Raw genomic sequence first — 19,377 nt, forward strand, 5'->3', positions numbered from 1 at the left:
AAAAATATTACTTTTCAGAAGAATTCTCTTTTGTTCATCTCACCCTTTCGACCTTTTAACAATATCATTTCATTGTAAATATTTTCTACGTCATGAATATATTTTTGAAAACCCATATTGTAAGGAAAGGTGAAACCTTAGAACAAATTGCCGAAATGTATAACATTCCGGACATTAAGATTTTAAAGGATCATCATTATCAACATGTGCCTGATGATTCCAACCATTTAGGTCATACTCTATTTCCGGGACAGGAAATTTTCATACCCGATCAAAAAGTAATTGAAGACTATATTTTCAGGAAAAAGGAAATTTCAGAAGAAAGGAACAGCCGTACAAATCATCTCATTGAAAACAGCATCCTTACGCCTGATTTTCAAAATAGCAAAAAGCAGTATTCCGTGAAAGTAACTGACTTCACCAATGACATTCTTCAAAATGAAACACAATACATCACTCAGTTGCAGTATCTCGGAAAAGAGGAGAATTACTTTATTTTCATGTATCAGAAAAAAAATCTTACCGTAAATGGAGAAAAACCTGATATGAAATTGTATGAATTAGCCCTACAATGTACTTCTGTTTTATTTCCTGCCAAACTGCAAATAAATTCCACAGGAACCGTTGAAGGAATAAAAAATTATCATGAAATCCGGAATAACTGGGCATCAAAGCATCAAAATTTATTGAAAAGATATGAAGGTTCTTACTCTTTGGAATATATGAATGAAATCAATAAAACCATTGACTGCTATGAAGAATTAGTCCTGTCTTTTAGGAGAGATCTGTTTCTGCAATTTTTCTTTTGTCCCTATTATAAATCTTTTAAAGAAGCAAAAACAATATACAATATTCGATTATCCGAAAAAAGAGTCTTGTATAAAGCTGAGTACGCTATGCAATTGACCGATGAAATTTTAATTACGCTCTATTCTCAATGTGTGGATACAAGAAGTCAACAGGAAATCATCAATTATTTATACAACAGTAAAGACCAACGCAACGACGAGGAACTACTGGAATCTGAGATCAAAGGAAATTTTCATTTATCTAAAAAAGACAAAATATTACAGGAAGCAGATATGATACTAGATTCCTATTACTTTGGTATAAAGGAAACTACAAAAATTAAAATTGATTTAAATTAATTTTATACATTTGATTAAACACAAAAACACATAATAATGAAAGAATATAAAGTTCAAAAAGGTGATACTTTGCTATCCCTTTCCCAAAAACTAGGTCTGCCCACGGCCTATTCCCTAAAAGAATTCCACAATTTTAAAGGTCCCATCGATCGAGGGATCGGAAACGAAATTAAGCCCGGAATGATTCTTACCATTCCGGAACAACATGAGGTGGACAATATGAACGCGGTATATACCAGACGTGTGCAGGAAAGAGAGGCTGCCCAAAAAGAAAAGGAAGAAAATGAAAAATCTAAAGTACCTCTTTCTGAAAATACCACTCAAGATTCTGAACAGAAATCTGAAGACAAGGAAAAAGAAAAAAAAGATGCTGAAGAAAAACCAGCTGGTGAACATGACGGTAAACTTTTCGTCATTCAAAAAGGAAAAGCCATTTGCGATAAAGGAACAAAATTTCCACAGTTCAAAGTAAGCAGCCATAAAAAACATTACCTGAACAATGAAAGTAATTCGGATGATTTTTTGGCCGTTACAGAAAACGATCTGCAATTCAATCCGCCTGCAGTTCCGTTTGGAAACTGTTCACTGAAAAATAACCAGCCCTGCAGCTTTGCTCCCGTCGGAAAATGGACGAAATTTTATAAAGATGTAAAAGTATTAGATAATGCTTTGTTAACCGAAATATCCGAACTCCAATGCGCAATTGGCGGAAAAATAAAAATCATGGATCATGGTCAGCGAGCCCAGCTCAGCAAGCAGAATTTCAAAAATGCAGATGCAAGAGTGCATAGTTATATTAATCCTTTGGTGGATTTGAGGATGCTTAATGAACAGTTGGACGAAGAAGAATTAGATGCTTATTAAATTAAAAACACAAAAACATGGCAAAAAGAAAATTCAGCTTTTTGGCAGATGAAGACGAAAAATATGAACAGGAATACCAAAAAGAACTCGCAGAAGAACAAAAGTTAGCGAAAAAAGAAGCGGATATAAAGTTGACCAACAAAGGTAAGCAAGGTGTATCTATGATTTCAGGAGATGCCTCTCCTACTGTTGGCGAAAAAAATACATACAATATCTTACATTGGTATGAAGAAACCCCACTGGAAGATAGAAACCCCGCAAAGGTTACATGGGAACTTTTTAAGAAAAGAAGAGATGGAAAATTTACAACCACGAATATAAAAAAAACGGGGATTAGCAGTTTCACTTTTGGAGAAGTAGCATCACAACATACTTACCGCTTAGAAGCTTATCTTCATAAGCCTGAAGGTGGTGGGTTGATCATCACTCCTAAATCTTCTAAAATTCCGAAAATAGGGAAAGTAGAACTTCATTATGTGGATAATAAAAAAGGAGATACTTTTAGTTTTTATGATACGTTAAGAGCAAAAGCCCATACCACGCATCTTGCAGGAAAAGAAGTTATTTTTACGCTGTGGGAAGATGATGCAAAAGATAGCGGCCATGACCCAAAAAATTTGATCGTAGAAGCAAAAACCGTGCGTGTAGGTTCGGATGGATTGGCGATTGCAGAGTTCCAGCTGACAAAAGCTCTGATGAAAAAAGCAATGAAAGGTGAAGCTGATGCGAAAGAATTAGAGTTTTATATAACCGTAGAATATTATAAAGGAAATATTCATGATTCTGAAAATGTAAATGTTAAAAATCCATTATACTGGACGCCCGGAGTAGTGCCTCCACCGCTTGGAACGAAAAAACCAGAACGCAAAGCCACTGTAAAAGCAAAAAATTCTCCTGCTGAACAAAAACCTATTTCCAAACGAGAAGAAAAAAACATTTTGATTCCTCAGTCTAAAGATTATCTTCAGCATGATTGGGCCGAAGTTATGGGAAAGGCTTTGAAGAACAAAGAAAGGACGGTTTTTAAAGATTATGGAAATTCTACGGTGGGAGTGAAAGCTCCGAAGAAGGAGGAGAAAAAAGAAAAATGTGTTTGCCAGCAGTACGATTTGATTTGGGGGAACAAGGTGAGTTGTGAGTTTAGGAAGAAAGTTGTGGAAATATGTGCGAAATTGTGGGGAGAAAGTCGAAAAATGGAAATGGCTAATGAATTAATGACATGTATGGCACTGGAAACAGGAAAAAAATTTACATCAGATGTTGGTTATCCAAATGCAACAGGATTAGTGCAATTTACTAGCGGAGAATATGGTGCTATCACTGCAATGAATGAAAATGGTTACAATAATGGAGAAAAAATAACAAAAGAAATTCTTAAAAACTTATCTCCCGTAAAACAATTAGATTACGTAAAGCTATATTTTGAAATGTGGATGGTAAAATACAAAAAAAATATACGAGACTCTCTAGATATGTACATGACTATTTGGTGCCCTAGTGCAGTAGGACGTGAAGATACTTTTGTATGCTATAGTGCTGAAAGAGATAAAAGATCTGGTAAAAAGTTCTACGAAAAAAATAAAAGTGCAGAATACGAATATTATGATGAAAATGAAAAAATTATTACAGCTCGATTAAAAAAAGATGCTAATAAGGCAAATGGAGAAATTACCAAAGGAGAACTGAGACCACGGTTAAAATATTGGAAGGAATTAGGAAAAAATAATAAGTCCACATCTTTTATATGCATTGATAATAAAAATAACACAGATAATGATAAAATAGAAAGTTCTGGATATTATATTTTTAGAACTGGAGAAATAAAATATATAGAAGCTAATAGTATAATTGATTATTACGTTCAGGTAAAAGAAGGTAATAATGTATTTAAAAAAATATCTACATTAAATAAAAATACAAATGGTTTGGTTAAATTTCCAGATTCAGGAAAAGGTTTTAATAGATATGGAGGGGTTGATAAAGGAGGAATATCGAAAGTAGAAAATGTTGGGGAAGGAGATCATTATCTTAAACCAGAAACAGCTGCAGCATTATTCGGAATAATTAACGAAATTAATGATAAGAATTGGGAAGTTCATTTTGGAGATATGTCTTCATCAAATGGTAGTGATCCTTGGCAAAAAGGCTCTAAGCATCATGCTGGGCATGGGCATCTTGGAGTACAATCTGGTAGAAATATTGATTTTAGATATTTAAATAAAACAGGTGTAAGTTTCCATGGTGTTAATACATCAAATAATTTTGATAAAGGAAAAAATGAAACATTTTATACATTAGCTTTTAAATATGGCTTTCAAAAAAATTATGCTTCAGGAATGACTGATTTTAGGAAATATGGCGTAAACCCGAATGTTGGAGGACATTATGATCATGGACACATAGGATTAAATAATATAAAACTAGAAAAAGTAAAAACTATTAATGTTAAAATTTTAAAATAATGAAATATATACTTGTAGGATTAATTTGTGGATTTTTTTTAATGAACTGCCAAAATAAAGAAGGAACCGCTACTAAAGAAAATTCAGTAAACGACACAATAGGTTATTTAAATATTCTGATTGACAAGAATATAAACTTAATGATTGGAAAATTTAATTCACAAAATGAGAATATAAATCAAGATTTTAAAATAAATAAGATAGATGATACTATATATATTTCTAAAGAATTTTTAGAGTCTGAAAATATAGATGGAAAAAAACTAAACTTTAAAAGCAATCATAAATTTGAGATAACTGCTCAATATAATGTTGGATATAGTTTTTCAGGCGACGAAAAGAAAATGATTTTTTTACCTATAAATCATCAAATAATTCGGAAAATAAGTTCTAATTTAATCATTCCGAGTATAGATAATATATTTAAAGATATTGAATTTAAAAAATTTGAAAAATCAAATACAAAAAAAATAAAAGAACAGTCTTATGAAACCTTTATAAAATATTACGAAAATATACCTGAAACTGAATTGAAGTCTTGCTGTATTACGGATTTTGAAAACTATCAAAAGGTTAAAAAAATAAATCCCAGAAAAATTGTTGATTTAGAACTTAATAACGATTTATTGATTAATCCTGATTATAAATCATTAATTATAAATATAAAAGACCTTACTATAGGTAAAAAGTATATCATTAAATTCTCAAAACAAGATATTGAAGAAGAAAATAATATTAAAAAAGTTTCAATTGACACAGACAAACTTTCAAATTGGGATGGTATTTATTGGTTATATCCATATGAAATAGGAAGTGATAAAATTGGTAATTATTATATTAATATTTCAGAAAATAATAATGATTTCGGATTTAGTGGTGATGATACTTTTAGCTATAAAATAAATACTAAAATTGAAGATAATAAATTATATATTTTTGATAAAGATAGCCCGTTATTAAAGCCTTTAGCAATTATTTATAAAAATAAAGACAATAAATTTTATCTTAAGAGCAGCTTAATAAAAATAGAAAGATCTGATCTAAAAGAAACAGAATATGGCTACCCTATAAAATGGGCAAAGTCAAGTGACGATGTTCCAAATTTACCTGAATAGAAATAGAGCTGAATAAAAACACTTATTATTTAAAATAAATTATCTAAAAATATAATGAATAAAGTTTTAGTAACCTCTCTTATATTATTTATGACAAGTTGTAAAAAGAAAATTTCCACTACTCAGAAATATAGTTAGAGCCAAAATGAAATATCTATTTTTTATCCTTTTACCTATATTATCCTGCAAGAAAGACAACCAAAAATTTCAACAGGAATTTAAAAATGATATAGTTTCGAATGAAGATTCTTTGAGAAAGATAAAAGATACAACACTTTTTATAAATTCTTCTGAGGGTGAAGAAGTCATATTTTTAATTAATACAAAAATAATGACTCGATAATTAACAGTGAAGTTTTCGGAGAAACTGGAAAATCACAATATCATTTTGTTTTTAATAAAAACTTTAAAGAAGGAACTTGCAATACTTATAGATATGAAGAGCCTATTTACATGAATGTAAATCCAAAAATAATTTCAAAAAAAAATGAAAATTTGACCACATCAAAAGAATCTTATAACAGGCTCAATAATATTTATCAAAGTTATAAAAATATACTTTTCAATAAAAAGCTCGACAGAGTTCAAAATACCGATATGAAATCTTGGTACGGAAATTACGAAGGTCACTTTTTGAGAATGGAAGGAGAATCCGCAGATCCCAGAGGTTGGGCAAGTATTCAGTTAAATATGAATAAAGATTCTATTATTTTTCATATTTCCAGTTATGTAGAGGAAAAAACATTCAGATTGAAAGTGGATAAATTTGATACAAAGAGCATAGAATTTTCTATGGAACCCAATGAGAATATAAAGATCATAAAAACTAATTCAGAATCGTATATTATAAAAAGTCCATATATTAACGATCGAAATGCAGAAAAAAACGAAGTAAAGTTGGCCAAAGCAAAATAAACCCTGCTTTTTTCATAACTTTACTTGAAATTTCACAGCTTTTGGCAAATCTTTATAAAAAAGACGCTCCATTTCAGGTTTACATATCATTCAAAAAATATTTGGATGTGTTGGAACATATCCGATATAACGACAGATTAGAATATCGGGTCAATTATGCTGAATCTTTAATCGAGAAAACAAAGAATTTTCAGGAACTGAGAAATGGTTTTCAGGATTTGTCATTACTGGATAAATATGAAGATCTCATCAAACTTCTTCTGGCCGACCTCTTCCCTACCGGATTGACGAATAATGAAATAAAGGCAGCAAGTATTCCGCTATCCAATATTACTTTTAATTATACCGAGAGGTTTAAAAATATTCTTAAAGATGCCGGAAAAGATTTTGAAATAGAGCTTAGAAATATCAATGATGATGAGTTTTATGTTTTCTGTTGCTGTCTTATTTTACAGGTTTATTTTAAAAGAGATGTAAGAAGTTTTATCCCTTTTTACTATGATATCCCTAATAAACAGGGAATCATGAAACATTATAAAATTACAGTAAATTCGGATTTCAGCGATATTTACCCTACCGAAGATGCAAAAATACCAGAAGAAGCAGTCATTGATATGCTGCTTGAAAATCTGGATGACACCAAACTTTGGAAGAAATATTTCCCATCCAAATCCTGGATTCTGAGCGGGTTTACGATTATCTCGTTAGTTGATTGTACTTCAGAAGTTGCTTTATCGGATCTGAAATCAAGTATGATAAAGATTGATCCGGAAAATCTGATTCCTGATGAAAATTTAAAAGAAATTTTTAAATCTTATTTTGATGTTCCCGAACTGAATTTTGGATTAATGCTTTTCAACAATAAAGAGAAAAGATTAGAAAAAGTTCCGATCTATGAAAATGTATTCACCAATCATATTCTGGATTTCTGGATCAATACCTTTGATGAAAATATTCGCAAAACAACGTTTGAAAATTTTAATTATAATTCAAAACCTATTGTTGTTTCAAATGTTGACAAACTTGATGGGCACATTAAAAGTTTACCATCTTTCAATATTTTAAAGGAGAACAATATCAATAGTTTCATGGTAATTCCTATCATGAAAGAAAACGAGTTGCTGGCCATCATGGAATTTACTTCCCCGGTAGCCAATAGTTTTAATGGTTTAAAACTTAAAAAACTGGAGTTCTTTGCTGATATGATTCTCTTCTCTCTGAGCAGATTCAGCTTTGAAAGAAATAATCAGATTGAAGCCATTATCCAGCGAGAATATACAACAATTCACAACAGCGTCATCTGGAAGTTCAGAAACGAAGCCGAAAAATACTTCAATGCTTTTCTTGCCAGAAAAATATATACTTTAAAACAGATTTCATTTAGAAATTTAACCCCATTATTCGGCTTTTCCGATATCCGTTCTTCTTCCGAAAAGCGTTTTAATTTAATGCTTGAAGATCTCAATCAACAGATCGACTGCCTTCACAGTATTTTTTCTTTGCTTAATTCGGATTCAGAAAAATATGCACTGGCCCTTGATATCTTCGAAAATGAATTAAATAATGAGATAAAAGCCGATACCGAGCAACGGTTACAGCGGTTGTTAAGGGATGAAGTTCACCCCTATCTACAGGGTGTTTTAGAAACGAAATCTACCCCCGATATAAAAGAAAAAATTAAAGATTACTTCTTACAGGTTTTCAGTCAGAATGATCTTTTCTATGCCAACAGAAAAAGTCTGGACGATTCTATCACGCTTCTTAACAGAAAACTGGCCGATATGCTGGATGAAAGCCAGATAAAGGCACAGCAGATTTTTCCGCATTACTATGAAAGATTTAAATCTGATGGTGTAGAACATAATTTATATATTGGACCGAATATTGCGCCTGATCTTCATTATCATTCAAAAGTCGTTCATAAGTTAAGGTACTGGCAACTGAAAACGGTCTGTTATATGGAACTGGAATTTCAGAGTTTCAAAAAAGACCTTCCGATTTCCATGGATATCGCTTCGTTAATTTTTGTTTATAACGAAAAAATAGACATCCGTTTCCGCATGGATGAAAAGCGTTTTGATATCGACGGAGCTTATAATTCTTATTATGAAATCATCAAAAAACGTCTGGACAAAGCGCATGTGAAAGATTCTACAGAAAGAATAACCTGCCCCGGAAAAATCACCATCGTCTATTTCGGAATGGAAAACCAACGAGAATATCTGGAATATGTAAACAAACTCCAGAATAAAGGTCTCCTTCAACATGATGTTGAATTCTTAAGAGTAGAAGATTTACAGGGAATTACAGGTTTACTGGCGTTACGGGTTTCGCTGGTAAAAAATTAATTTAGAAAATAAGAATCCGGTTTTTTAAAAGCATCTTGTGGAATTTCTGCCTGTTCAAAAATAGAATATTCAATCGTTCTGCAAATACTGTTAAGGGCCAGATCATTTTCTTCCTCACCGAAAGGTTCTCCAATCTCCTGAATAATAGCATCCAAAGCAATAAAAGTATAGCTTATCAACAAAACGATCAATGGCATCATCCAGCCCAGACTGTCAACCAACCCAAACGGCAGCCAAAAACAATACAAATAAACCGTACGGTGCAGTAACACACTGTAAGCAAAAGGTAACGGAGTATTGTAAATTCTCTCACATCCTCCTGAAATATTAGAAAACTGATTCAACTGATGATCCAGCTGGGTCAGAACGATCGTATCAATGTTTCCTTTTTTATGCTGCTCTTGGATCCAGTCAGCAATAAATCCTAAAATAATACTTGGAATAAATTTTTTATTTTCCACCTTTTTAAGCTGTTCCGGAGATAACAAATGTGAAAGCCGTTCAGTCCCCGATTTATCTCTTAACTGATCATTCAGAGACCAGCAGAATGCGGAAATCATTTTAACTACTTTCTGCTTTTCTTCCTTGAAAGGACCATCTACAAGTGAAAAAATCTGACGCGTCAATGATCTGGTTTCAATCACCAATAATCCCCAAAGCTTTCTCCCTTCCCAATACCGGTCGTAGCTCGCAGAATTACAGAATCCCATGAAAATAGCCAATGCCAAACCTATTAATGTGAAAATAGTAGGATTAAGATGAACCTTATAATCAAAAACTTTTCCTTTAAAAAAATAAATAGCCAAAGAAAACAGCGTAATAGCTACCAGCTGAACAATAATTTTTTTCAGCACAGAACCTCTCCATATAAAAAGCATTCTTAGCCAGTTCGCACGCTGTCTTACAATCATTTCAGTCTATTTTATTTAAAGAGAAAGAAAAGCATATCCAAAAGATAGAACAGAAATGATAATTCCGGCCATAAAGATCTTATAAGTTATCGAAAGCAGTTTATATTTTCGATCCAGAACTTTTCCCAGATAGTATAAATCTTTCACCATAGAATCATAAATATAGTCTCTGTCCTTGATTAAATCTTTCATTGCGTTATGATAATCATCAAAAAGCATACTGTTGAAATTACCAAAAAACAACAGATTTACTTTTCTGTCTGCTACATCCTGAAGTGTAAATCTTGCTTTAGTAACATTAGGCTTTGTAGATAAAATCGCAAAAATGATCGTTAAAACACTTGATAACAATAACACAAAACTTGGAATAACAAGGTGAGAATTTTTCGGAGCATCCAGCTTCGGAACTAATACAGACAGACAGACAGAAATAATAATAGCATTTACAGAAAGTAGAATATTGGCTTTGCTGTCTGCAATATCACTTAATCTCGTATGATTATTCAAAGTTACTCTGAACAGAGTATCGACACTTCTATCTGATTTTGGTTCTTTCTCTTTGTCTTTTTTATTTTCAGAGCCTTCTTTTTTACCGTCTTCTTTTTCTAGTTTCTTTTCAATCTTCTTAATATTTTTCTCTTTCAAAGGACCCCAGTTTTGTATTGCATAATCGGTATAGAATTTATGCTTATTCTTCAGCATTTCCAGATTTCCGGCATTCCATTCATCATTAGAAAAACATCTTACATTGGTAAGTTCCCATTCTTTTCTCAAAGCATCAGAAATATCATTGTAATCATGGCTTGCAAAATGGCTGCAATCCGAGTCTTTCACTATTTTCTCCAGTAAATTCTGAGGCTCATAGGTAATTTTTGTCGCTAAAATCAACTGAGCCACATCATCGACATAAGTTTGTGGATAATTTTCTTTGATAAGAAAATCTTTCATGATCTCTACACCTTTCTCTTCATGATTCTGTGCACATTCAATATAGCCAGTATCATGAAACCATAGCGCCAGTAATACCTTCTCCTGATCCTCTTTAGAAACAGGTGTATTTTTCATAATCTCCTCAGCCTTGTTGACTGTATAGGTAGTATGAATAAAATTATGATAAAAATATACCGAAGATAACTTATCTTTGAATAAGATTTCAACATAATCTTTAGCTTTGTGTAAAATGCTCATCACCGAAAATTTGTTAATGTAAATTTATGAATTTATCCTTTAAAACTCACCTAAAAAATACTTCTATTGTCCTTAGAGTAGCTTTATCTGCCGGAGTGCTTTATTCCTGCGCAACATATAACGTAAAAAAGGGTAAAAACTTATTCGAAGTAAAAAATTCTGACATAAAATCGGAAAATGACTTTAAAATTTTCTTAATCGGTGATGCAGGAAATGCAGACGAAGCACAAGCCCAGAAAACTTTAAATTTACTTAAAACAAAGCTTGATTCTGCCGATGCCAATTCAATGCTGATCTTTTTGGGAGATAATATCTACCCTTCGGGAATGCCTAAAGAAAATGCCAAAGATTATAGTCTGGCAAAACAGAAATTAGAAAATCAACTTTCCATCACTAAAAATTTTAAAGGAAAAACACTGGTAATTCCCGGAAATCACGATTGGTATCATGGCTTAGACGGACTAAAAGCTCAGGAAGATTTTGTCAAAAGCTATCTGAACGACAAAAAAGCATTTCTGCCAAAAAATTTATGTCCTATTGACGATATTAATCTTACCAAAGAAGTAAAACTGATTGTCATTGATACCGAATGGGCCCTTTTAAATTGGGATCAGCAGCCAGGAATTAATAAAAACTGCAACATTAAAACCCGAGAAGATTTTTTTGTTGAATTTAAAGACCTGATTACTAAAAATCAGGACAAAAGAATTATTGTTGCCCTCCACCATCCAATTATCAGCAGTGGAACTCATGCCGGCTTTACCTCGGCAAAGTCTCATCTTTATCCTTTAAAAAGTAAAGTTCCTGTTCCTGGTGTTGCAAGTTTAATCAATGTCTTGAGAAGTTCTTCCGGTGCCAATCCTGAAGATATCAACAATCAGCATTACGCAGATCTTTCCAGCCGTTTAAAAAGTATTGTTCAGGATAAGGAAAATATTATTTTCGTTTCCGGGCATGATCATAATTTACAGTATCATGAAGACCGGAATATCAGACAGATCATCAGCGGTGCTGGTTCAAAAACAGATCCGGCTACGATCGTTGAAAAAACAGATTTTTCATATGGTGGCAGTGGTTTTGCCATTTTAAACATCAGAAAAGACCAAAGTACAGATGTTGAATATTTTTCCACAAAAGATAATGATTTAAAACAGTTGTCCCATATTTCTGTCATTTCGAAACCTGATGTATTTATCAATAATTTTCCTAAAACGCTGCCACAAGAGGTATCATCAACTATTTATCCTAAACAATTAACTGAAAAAGGAAAATTTTACCGATGGCTTTGGGGTGACCATTACAGAAAATATTACGGGTTGCCGATTGAAGCACCAACTGCTAATCTTGCTGAAATTAACGGAGGATTTACTCCTTTCAGAGAAGGTGGGGGAAATCAGTCCAACAGTTTAAGACTGAAAGCGGCAGACGGACAGGAATTTGTTATGAGAGGCGTTAAAAAAAGTGCCGTTCGGTTTCTGAACAATATGGCTTTCAAGAAAAGTACTTTCGGAAATGAGCTGAATAATACTTTTCCTGAAAAGTTCTTGCTGGATTTTTATACCACCAATCATCCTTTTACTCCGTTTTCAGTCGGAAATTTAGCGGATAAACTTAATATTTATCATAGCAATCCAAAGTTATATTATGTTCCGAAGCAGTATACGCTGGGAGAGTATAATCATAACTACGGTGATGAAATGTATATGATCGAAGAGCGCTTTTCTTCTGATCCTATTACACTGGCATCATTGGATAATGCAAAAGATATTCTTTCAACAGATGACGTTCTGAAAAACTTCAGCAAAAATTATAAATACTCTGTAGACAAAGAGTCATACATCCGCGCAAGAATTTTTGATATGCTGATTGGTGACTGGGACAGGCATTCTGACCAGTGGAAATGGGCAGAATATCAGAATGGAGATAAAATAGTTTATAAACCTATCCCAAAAGACAGAGATCAGGCATTCAGTAAATATGACGGTGCTGCATTTAAAATTATTATGAATGTTCCGGCTATCCGGCATATGAAAACATTTAAAGATGATATCAAAAATGTAAAATGGGTAAATATGGAACCTTACCCACTGGATCTTGTCTTTTTAAAAGGATCAACTGAAGAAGATTGGATTGCACAGGCAAAATATATTCAGGATCATTTAACAGATCATGATATTGACGAAGCCTTCTCCAATATGCCGAAAGAAGTAAAAGATGAAACACTGGCAGACATTCAGCGAAAATTAAAATCTAGAAAAACAAAACTGCAGGATTACGCTGCAAGATATTATGATGTTTTACAGGAAAAAGTTCCGCTGGCAGGTACTGTAAATCCTGATAAATTTGTGATTACTAAAACCGGACATTCTGTAAATGTAAAACAATATAAACTCGACAAAAAACAGGAAAACCCTGAGTTGGTTTTCGAAAAAACATATGAAGATTCCCAAACGAAAGAACTATGGATTTATGGTTTGGAAGATGATGACATTTATGAGGTTTCGGGTGACGGAAGACCGAAAATGAACATCAGATTAATTGGCGGTTATAATCATGACACTTATAATGTTGCCAATGGAAGCAAAGTGAGAATTTACGATTTTAAATCTCAGAAAAATACATACAATACCCACGGAGCTACAAAAAATATTTCTGATGACTATGATATCAATACTTATAATTATAAACATCCTAAATACAGCTACTTTGCAGGATACCCAAATGCCGATTACAATCCTGATGACGGATTGATTATTGGAGTTCTGGCCAATTACACAGTGAATAACTTCATCCGTGCTCCCTACACTCAGAAACACAGTCTGAAGGCTAATTTTTATACTGCAACAGCTGGTTTCAATCTTGTGTATAAAGGCATATTTAAAAAAGCGATTTCAGGTTGGGATTTTAATATTGATGCATCGTATACAACACCACGTTTTGCGGAAAACTTCTTTGGACTGTCGAACGAAAGTGCATACGATAAAGAAGAAACAGAAAGAGAATTCAACAGAGCCAGAATTTCCAAGTTTTTCTTCGCTCCCTCTATTTCCAAAAAAAGCTGGATGAATCTGGAAAATAAATTCCAGCTGACTTTTGAAAATAATAAGGTACAGAGAAACGGCGACCGTTTTGTAGATCTTTCTTCCGATGTAAGGCCTGAAGTCTTCAATAATCAACAATTTGCTGGAGCAAATTATACATTCAGCTATAAAAACTTAGATAATACAGCCTTCCCAACTTTAGGAATGGAGTTTATCCTAAATGCAGACTGGAAAGCCAATCTTTCTGATTTTGATAAAAACTTTGTTACCTTAAGCGGAACTTTGGCAATAGATCACAGAATTGATAAAAAAGGTAATTTTGTTTTCGCTAATTCCAGTAATGCAGTTTGGATCAATAATAATAATTTTGAATTTTATCAGGCTGCTGCCATTGGTGGAAATAATGGAATGCGTGCTTTTAGAAATGACCGGTTTTCCGGAAGGTCTTATGTTACCAATAACTCAGAAATCCGTTGGGACTTTGGAAGGGTAAGAAATAATATTATTCCTGCGAATATGGGTATTTTAATAGGCTACGACATCGGCAGAGTCTGGAATGATGGTGAAGAATCAAGAAAATGGCACCAGTCAGTAGGAGCAGGATTTTGGCTGAGCGTTGTTGAAATGTTCTCTGCCCGATTAAATTATTTCTATGGTTCAGATGGCGGGAGAATCTCTGCTGGCGTAGGAATGACTTTTTAAAAACCAGAAATATAATTTTGACTTAAATATAAAATCCGCAGAAAGTTTCTGCGGATTTTTTTTTATTGTAGAGGATGATACAATACTACCTGTCCCTGAGAATCATAATTATAGTTCCATTGCGACATAAATGTTCCCTGAGGATATGGGTGTTGTGAATTTAAAAGTTGCGTTGTTCCTTCTATTTTTCTATAGTTATTGGCTGACAAGCTTTTCACATAAAACGTATTATCATGTATATTATTTTGATCGTAAACTAATGAAAGTTTCTTAAATGGATTTTTAGCATGATCAAAATTTGAATAATTAGTAACTGTAAGTTTACTATCAATCCCATATGATTTATCCAGCTTCTCACTTTTAATTAAATTTTTGTTTGAATCAAAAGTATAAGTTATGAAACTTTCTCTCATCTTATTATTCTCATCTTCATAAACGGCTATTTTATTAGCTTCATAGGTATAAGTTCTTGTTTTTACCAACATATCTGGTTCTACAAAATCACGGTAATATAATTCTGATTTTATAAGCCTATCATTTTCCATCGTGTAAATAATAACCATGCCTAAATCTACCCCTGAATCTGAAATAAATTCAAGCTTCACTTGATTATTATTATAAGTAAAAGTCATAAATGAATCTAAGTCAAATCTATCGGGTACACCCAATTGTTCTGACTTGAGATAACGACCATACATCCTCGTCAATTTACCATTATTATATACACACTTAAAATACCCTCCAATAGTAAAGCTAGTAGTAGGATAAACATATGGAGGCAGTATTTTCTCAGGCTGCAAGTCTTCCTGCTGTACATTATTTTGCTCTTCTAAAACATCATCATTAGTACTACATGAAATGATACTTAAAGCAAAAAAGAAGAAAAATATTTTTTTTATCATCAATCAAATTTTCTGCAAAAATAAGATTTATTGATTAAAAAGAAAACTTATACACATTTCCACCTATACTTTTATCCTTTTCATCAGCTATTAATAATATTTTATCATCAAGAAAAACTATCGCTTCTTTTTGAGAATTGTGATTTAATGATATTTTCTGAATTTTTGCTGCATTAAAATCGTTGGCTGAAAACCCGGAAAGGACATGAATATTTTTATGACTTAATAAGACGATTTTATCTTTTGTACTATTGATAGCGGCAGACGTTATGGCAGCATCGCTATATTTTCCGTTAAGCTTTAATTTACCTATAAGTTTTGCTTCGAAATCCCCTTCTTTATTCGGAACCTGGAAAACTAAGAAAGTTCCGTCGAAACCTTTACTTCTGTTTTTAGTAAAAAGATAAAAATTTCCGTTCATTTCTACAAAAGCCTCACAGTCATACAGCCAGTTTGATTTTTTTGGAGGAAATTCGGTCTGTCCTTCATAATGAAACCTGGTCGTCTGGATGACATTCGTATTTTTTTGAGAAGCATCTTTTAAATCTAATTTTAAAATAGCCAAATTCTGTCTGTTGTTATCATTATTTCCAAAATCTCCAAGGTAAATATTTCCCTGAGAATCAGCTATAATATCTTCCCAATCGTTGTTTTCAGCATTATCAACAACCACGTCTGCAATCTGCTTCCCCTGCGCATCAAGACCGTAAACAACGTTTTTATTCCCCTGATCTTCAATCGCCCAAATTGTTTTTTTATCTTTAGACAGGGCGATTCCGGAAACTTCCTTTAGTTTTTTAGGTAAGGAAAATTCTACTTTCAGCTCCTCATTTTTAGAAGAATCCTGAGCTTTCGGATTACAGCTCCACAACAAAAATGCCGATAAAATAACAACACGTAACATATTTATTTTTTTAATTTTTTAAACTGAAAATAAGAAAACCTTATATTTTTCTCTAAGTTATTAATAATCTGCTGATGATGAAGGAAAAAACCGGCGGTTAAGCCAATTAGACTTCCGATAATCGTATCTATAAGCCTGGCATGCATCAGATTTTCAACATTATGATGAATTTCACTTCCGGTTTCCGCCAGCAGAATTGTCAATGGAGTAATAAAAACCACCGCAAAACCATAATTTCTTACAATTAATAATTCAATGATAAATTGTAAAACTGTAATGATAACGATCATAACAATCTTTTCCGGGTCAAACAAAAGAATCAGCCATGCAAAACCTATCCCTATAAAAGTTCCTAAAATCCGGTGCATATTTCTCTGTCGGACGTGCTCAAAATTTCTTCCCTGAATAATCGCAACAGCGGCAATAGAAATCCAATAGGTATTTTTAAACTGTAAAAGATGCCCGATAATTAAAGTCAGTGCCATAAAAAATCCGATCACTGCGCTCTCTACAAATTTGGTATATCTTCTTTTATTGAAAACCCTTCTCGGTACAGTTACCACTTGGCTTTTTTCAATAAAAACAGAATATAAAAAAGCAAATGAACACGATAAAATCGCTCCCATTGCGACCAATCCTACTCTTGTCGGAATTAATTCCAGATCAAACTTATAGGTACTGGCCATTGCTGCGACCATGATAAAGAAAAAATTTCCGGGCGGTGGAATTTTAAAATACGATGAAATAAAATGGGCTAAAAAAGAGATAACTCCAACAGATATCGCTGCAAAATAAATATTGAATCCAAAAAATGAACTTATCGTAAAAGAAAATACAATCCCAAATGCGCAAATTGCCAGATGGATCATTCTCTGCGTAATCGGAGCAGACGTAAAATATAAAATCGTTAATGCTCCCAAACTTGAAAGCGCACCATAATTAGGCTTTCCAAGAAAATATCCTATGAATAGGCAACTTCCGATACATAATGCAGCCAGAAAAGGAAAATGCCACTTCCTTTCCGTTTGTTTAAACTCCAGTAAATACTGAAATCTGTGCTGTGTCGGATTATTTACTTTCATTCAGAACTTTCTTGGCTTCTTCCCACAGAACATCCATTTCTTCCAGTGACATATCTGCAAGCGCTAAATTTTTATGTAAGGCTAAATTTTCCATTTTCTGGAATCTGGAGATAAATTTTAAATTTGTTCGTTCCAACGCTGAATCGGGATTGATTCCTGAAATTCGGGCATAATTGATCAGCGAAAAAAATACGTCACCCAGTTCCTGTTCTTTTTTATCAAGATCCGTTTCCGCATGAAATTCCTTAATTTCTTCATCTACTTTCTTCCATGCGTCTTCAGCATCATGAAATTCAAAACCAATTCCTTTTACTTTATCCTGAATTCTGTAGGCTTTCACTAAACTCGGTAAGCTTTTCGGAACACCGCCCAAAATTGACTTATTCCCTTCTTTAAGTTTTAGCTTTTCCCAATTCTGTTTTACCTCTTCCTCATCTTTCACCTCAGTATCCCCGTAAATATGAGGATGGCGGAAAATTAATTTTTCATTGAGAGAATTAATGACATCTGCAATATCAAAACTTTCCTTCTCCGAGCCTATTTTCGCGTAAAAAACCAGATGAAGAAGAACATCTCCAAGCTCTTTTTTTATTTCCTGCAGATCATTCTGCAAAATAGCATCCGAAAGCTCATAGGTTTCCTCCAAAGTCAAATGACGAAGAGATTCTAATGTCTGCTTCTGATCCCACGGGCATTTTTCACGCAAATCATCCATGATATCTAATAATCTTCCGAAAGCTTCTAGTTTTTCCTGTTTGGTATTCATAAATTGAGAATTCAAGTGATACAAATTTAAGATAAATCTTTTTGACTGTTTTTTTATTAATAATTATTCTTGTTGTTCAAATCAAAGGCTCAAAATTTATTTTTAAATATTAAAGCCGCTTTTAAAACATAAACACTTCGACAGGCTCAGTGTGACATTTCTAATGCCAACTGTTAATTTCAACATTGCAATGCTGAACTAGACCTTAGTGAGCTAGCAGTATTGAAGATCCTGGTAATGGTAATTTGCTGTTTTAAATTTTATCTTCGCTAAAATCCTTATCACTTAAAAAAGTATCTTATAAAAAGATACTCCTTGAGTTGAAGCAACTCCCTGAAAACAAAAAAACCTCATCATTTCTGATAAGGTTTATATTTTCAATTCAAATGAATGAATTATCCTTTCTTAGTATGTGTACTTTTAGGAGCTGCTTTTGCTGCAGCAGTTGCTTTTACTTTTGGAGCAACTGCTTTTTCAGCTTTCGGAGCTGCACTTTTTTTTGTAGCTTCAGTTTCTAAGCTCACTTCTTCTGCCGGCTCGCCGTCTAAAGTTTCAGGTTCTGCTTTTACAAAGCTTTCCGGAGTAATATATCCTGCTTTCTGAAGAATATTGTACCATTGAGCCAATTTTTTGATATCAGAAGCGTATACTCTTTCTGTATCATAGTTAGGAAGTGAAGCAGTCATAAACTCTTTCAACTCAGCATCAGAAGATTTATGAGGAATTGCTTCTTTATAGTCGTAGTTTTTAGCAATATTTTCAAAAACTTCGAACAAAGGAACTTCTTTATCAAATGTAAACATTGCGATATTATCCAGTAAGCTTACCTGGCTTGAGTTTCCGATGCTTACTTTTTTCTTATTGGTTACATCTTCAATAATGAATCCGCTTCTTAATTGAGAAACTAATTTGTAAAGTCCTGGCTTTCCGGAAATTGAAATTATTTTTTCTAACAGCATAATTTTATTTTTTTAATTTCTGCAATCAGCCTTACACTTAGACAGGCTTCGTGTGATGCTTTTTGCTCTA

At 33.0% G+C, this 19,377-nt stretch carries 14 protein-coding genes; 7 read left to right on the top strand and 7 right to left on the bottom strand.

Annotation, left to right across the window (positions count from 1 at the left end; genetic code table 11):
• Positions 1 to 92 precede the first annotated feature (92 nt).
• The 6 genes from M2373_RS19645 (at position 93) to M2373_RS19670 (ending at position 8,852) form a co-directional block, all read left to right on the top strand.
• Positions 93 to 1,148, top strand: coding sequence for a LysM peptidoglycan-binding domain-containing protein (locus M2373_RS19645; RefSeq protein WP_259112958.1), 1,056 nt, complete (start codon positions 93 to 95; stop codon positions 1,146 to 1,148).
• 36 nt (positions 1,149 to 1,184) lie between these two features.
• On the top strand, positions 1,185 to 2,012 hold the full coding sequence (locus M2373_RS19650; RefSeq protein WP_259112959.1) for a PAAR-like protein: 828 nt from the start codon (positions 1,185 to 1,187) through the stop codon (positions 2,010 to 2,012).
• A gap of 17 nt (positions 2,013 to 2,029) precedes the next feature.
• On the top strand, positions 2,030 to 4,474 hold the full coding sequence (locus M2373_RS19655) for a hypothetical protein (protein ID WP_259112960.1): 2,445 nt from the start codon (positions 2,030 to 2,032) through the stop codon (positions 4,472 to 4,474).
• Positions 4,474 to 5,589 carry a hypothetical protein gene (locus M2373_RS19660; RefSeq protein ID WP_259112961.1) on the top strand — a complete coding sequence of 372 codons (1,116 nt, stop codon included), beginning with the start codon at positions 4,474 to 4,476 and terminating at the stop codon, positions 5,587 to 5,589. Before M2373_RS19655 ends, M2373_RS19660 begins: the two co-directional genes overlap by 1 nt.
• A gap of 495 nt (positions 5,590 to 6,084) precedes the next feature.
• Entirely contained in the window at positions 6,085 to 6,504 is a 420-nt protein-coding gene (locus M2373_RS19665; RefSeq protein ID WP_259112962.1) for a hypothetical protein, read from the top strand.
• Between the two features lie 41 nt (positions 6,505 to 6,545).
• Entirely contained in the window at positions 6,546 to 8,852 is a 2,307-nt protein-coding gene (locus M2373_RS19670; protein WP_259112963.1) for a GAF domain-containing protein, read from the top strand.
• Here the strand turns inward: M2373_RS19670 and M2373_RS19675 are convergent.
• Positions 8,849 to 9,763, bottom strand: a complete 915-nt coding sequence (locus M2373_RS19675; RefSeq protein WP_259112964.1) for a bestrophin family protein — start codon at positions 9,761 to 9,763, stop codon at positions 8,849 to 8,851. The two genes, M2373_RS19670 and M2373_RS19675, sit on opposite strands and share 4 nt — an antisense overlap.
• Positions 9,764 to 9,778: 15 nt before the next feature.
• Positions 9,779 to 10,951 carry a Pycsar system effector family protein gene (locus tag M2373_RS19680; RefSeq protein ID WP_259112965.1) on the bottom strand — a complete coding sequence of 391 codons (1,173 nt, stop codon included), beginning with the start codon at positions 10,949 to 10,951 and terminating at the stop codon, positions 9,779 to 9,781.
• Between the two features lie 26 nt (positions 10,952 to 10,977).
• On the opposite strand from M2373_RS19680, the gene M2373_RS19685 reads away from it, so the two are divergent.
• A complete protein-coding gene (locus M2373_RS19685) occupies positions 10,978 to 14,694 on the top strand; it encodes a metallophosphoesterase (protein ID WP_259112966.1) in 3,717 nt (1,238 codons plus the stop codon).
• 62 nt (positions 14,695 to 14,756) lie between these two features.
• On the opposite strand, the gene M2373_RS19690 is transcribed toward M2373_RS19685, so the two are convergent.
• From M2373_RS19690 to M2373_RS19710, 5 genes are all read right to left on the bottom strand, one after another.
• Entirely contained in the window at positions 14,757 to 15,596 is an 840-nt protein-coding gene (locus M2373_RS19690) for a hypothetical protein (RefSeq protein WP_259112967.1), read from the bottom strand.
• 34 nt (positions 15,597 to 15,630) lie between these two features.
• Positions 15,631 to 16,500, bottom strand: coding sequence for a hypothetical protein (locus tag M2373_RS19695; RefSeq protein WP_259112969.1), 870 nt, complete (start codon positions 16,498 to 16,500; stop codon positions 15,631 to 15,633).
• 2 nt (positions 16,501 to 16,502) lie between these two features.
• A complete protein-coding gene (locus M2373_RS19700) occupies positions 16,503 to 17,582 on the bottom strand; it encodes an FUSC family protein (RefSeq protein ID WP_259112970.1) in 1,080 nt (359 codons plus the stop codon).
• On the bottom strand, positions 17,569 to 18,348 hold the full coding sequence (gene mazG / locus M2373_RS19705; RefSeq protein WP_259112971.1) for a nucleoside triphosphate pyrophosphohydrolase: 780 nt from the start codon (positions 18,346 to 18,348) through the stop codon (positions 17,569 to 17,571). The genes M2373_RS19700 and mazG overlap by 14 nt, the downstream gene beginning before the upstream one ends.
• Before the next feature lie 395 nt (positions 18,349 to 18,743).
• The gene (locus M2373_RS19710; protein WP_259112972.1) at positions 18,744 to 19,307 is read right to left on the bottom strand and encodes a DUF5606 domain-containing protein; all 564 of its coding nucleotides are present in this window, start codon (positions 19,305 to 19,307) and stop codon (positions 18,744 to 18,746) included.
• Positions 19,308 to 19,377 lie beyond the last annotated feature (70 nt).

This window comes from Chryseobacterium sp. JUb7, from assembly GCF_024806495.1.
In the GTDB taxonomy this organism is placed as follows: Bacteria; Bacteroidota; Bacteroidia; order Flavobacteriales; family Weeksellaceae; genus Chryseobacterium.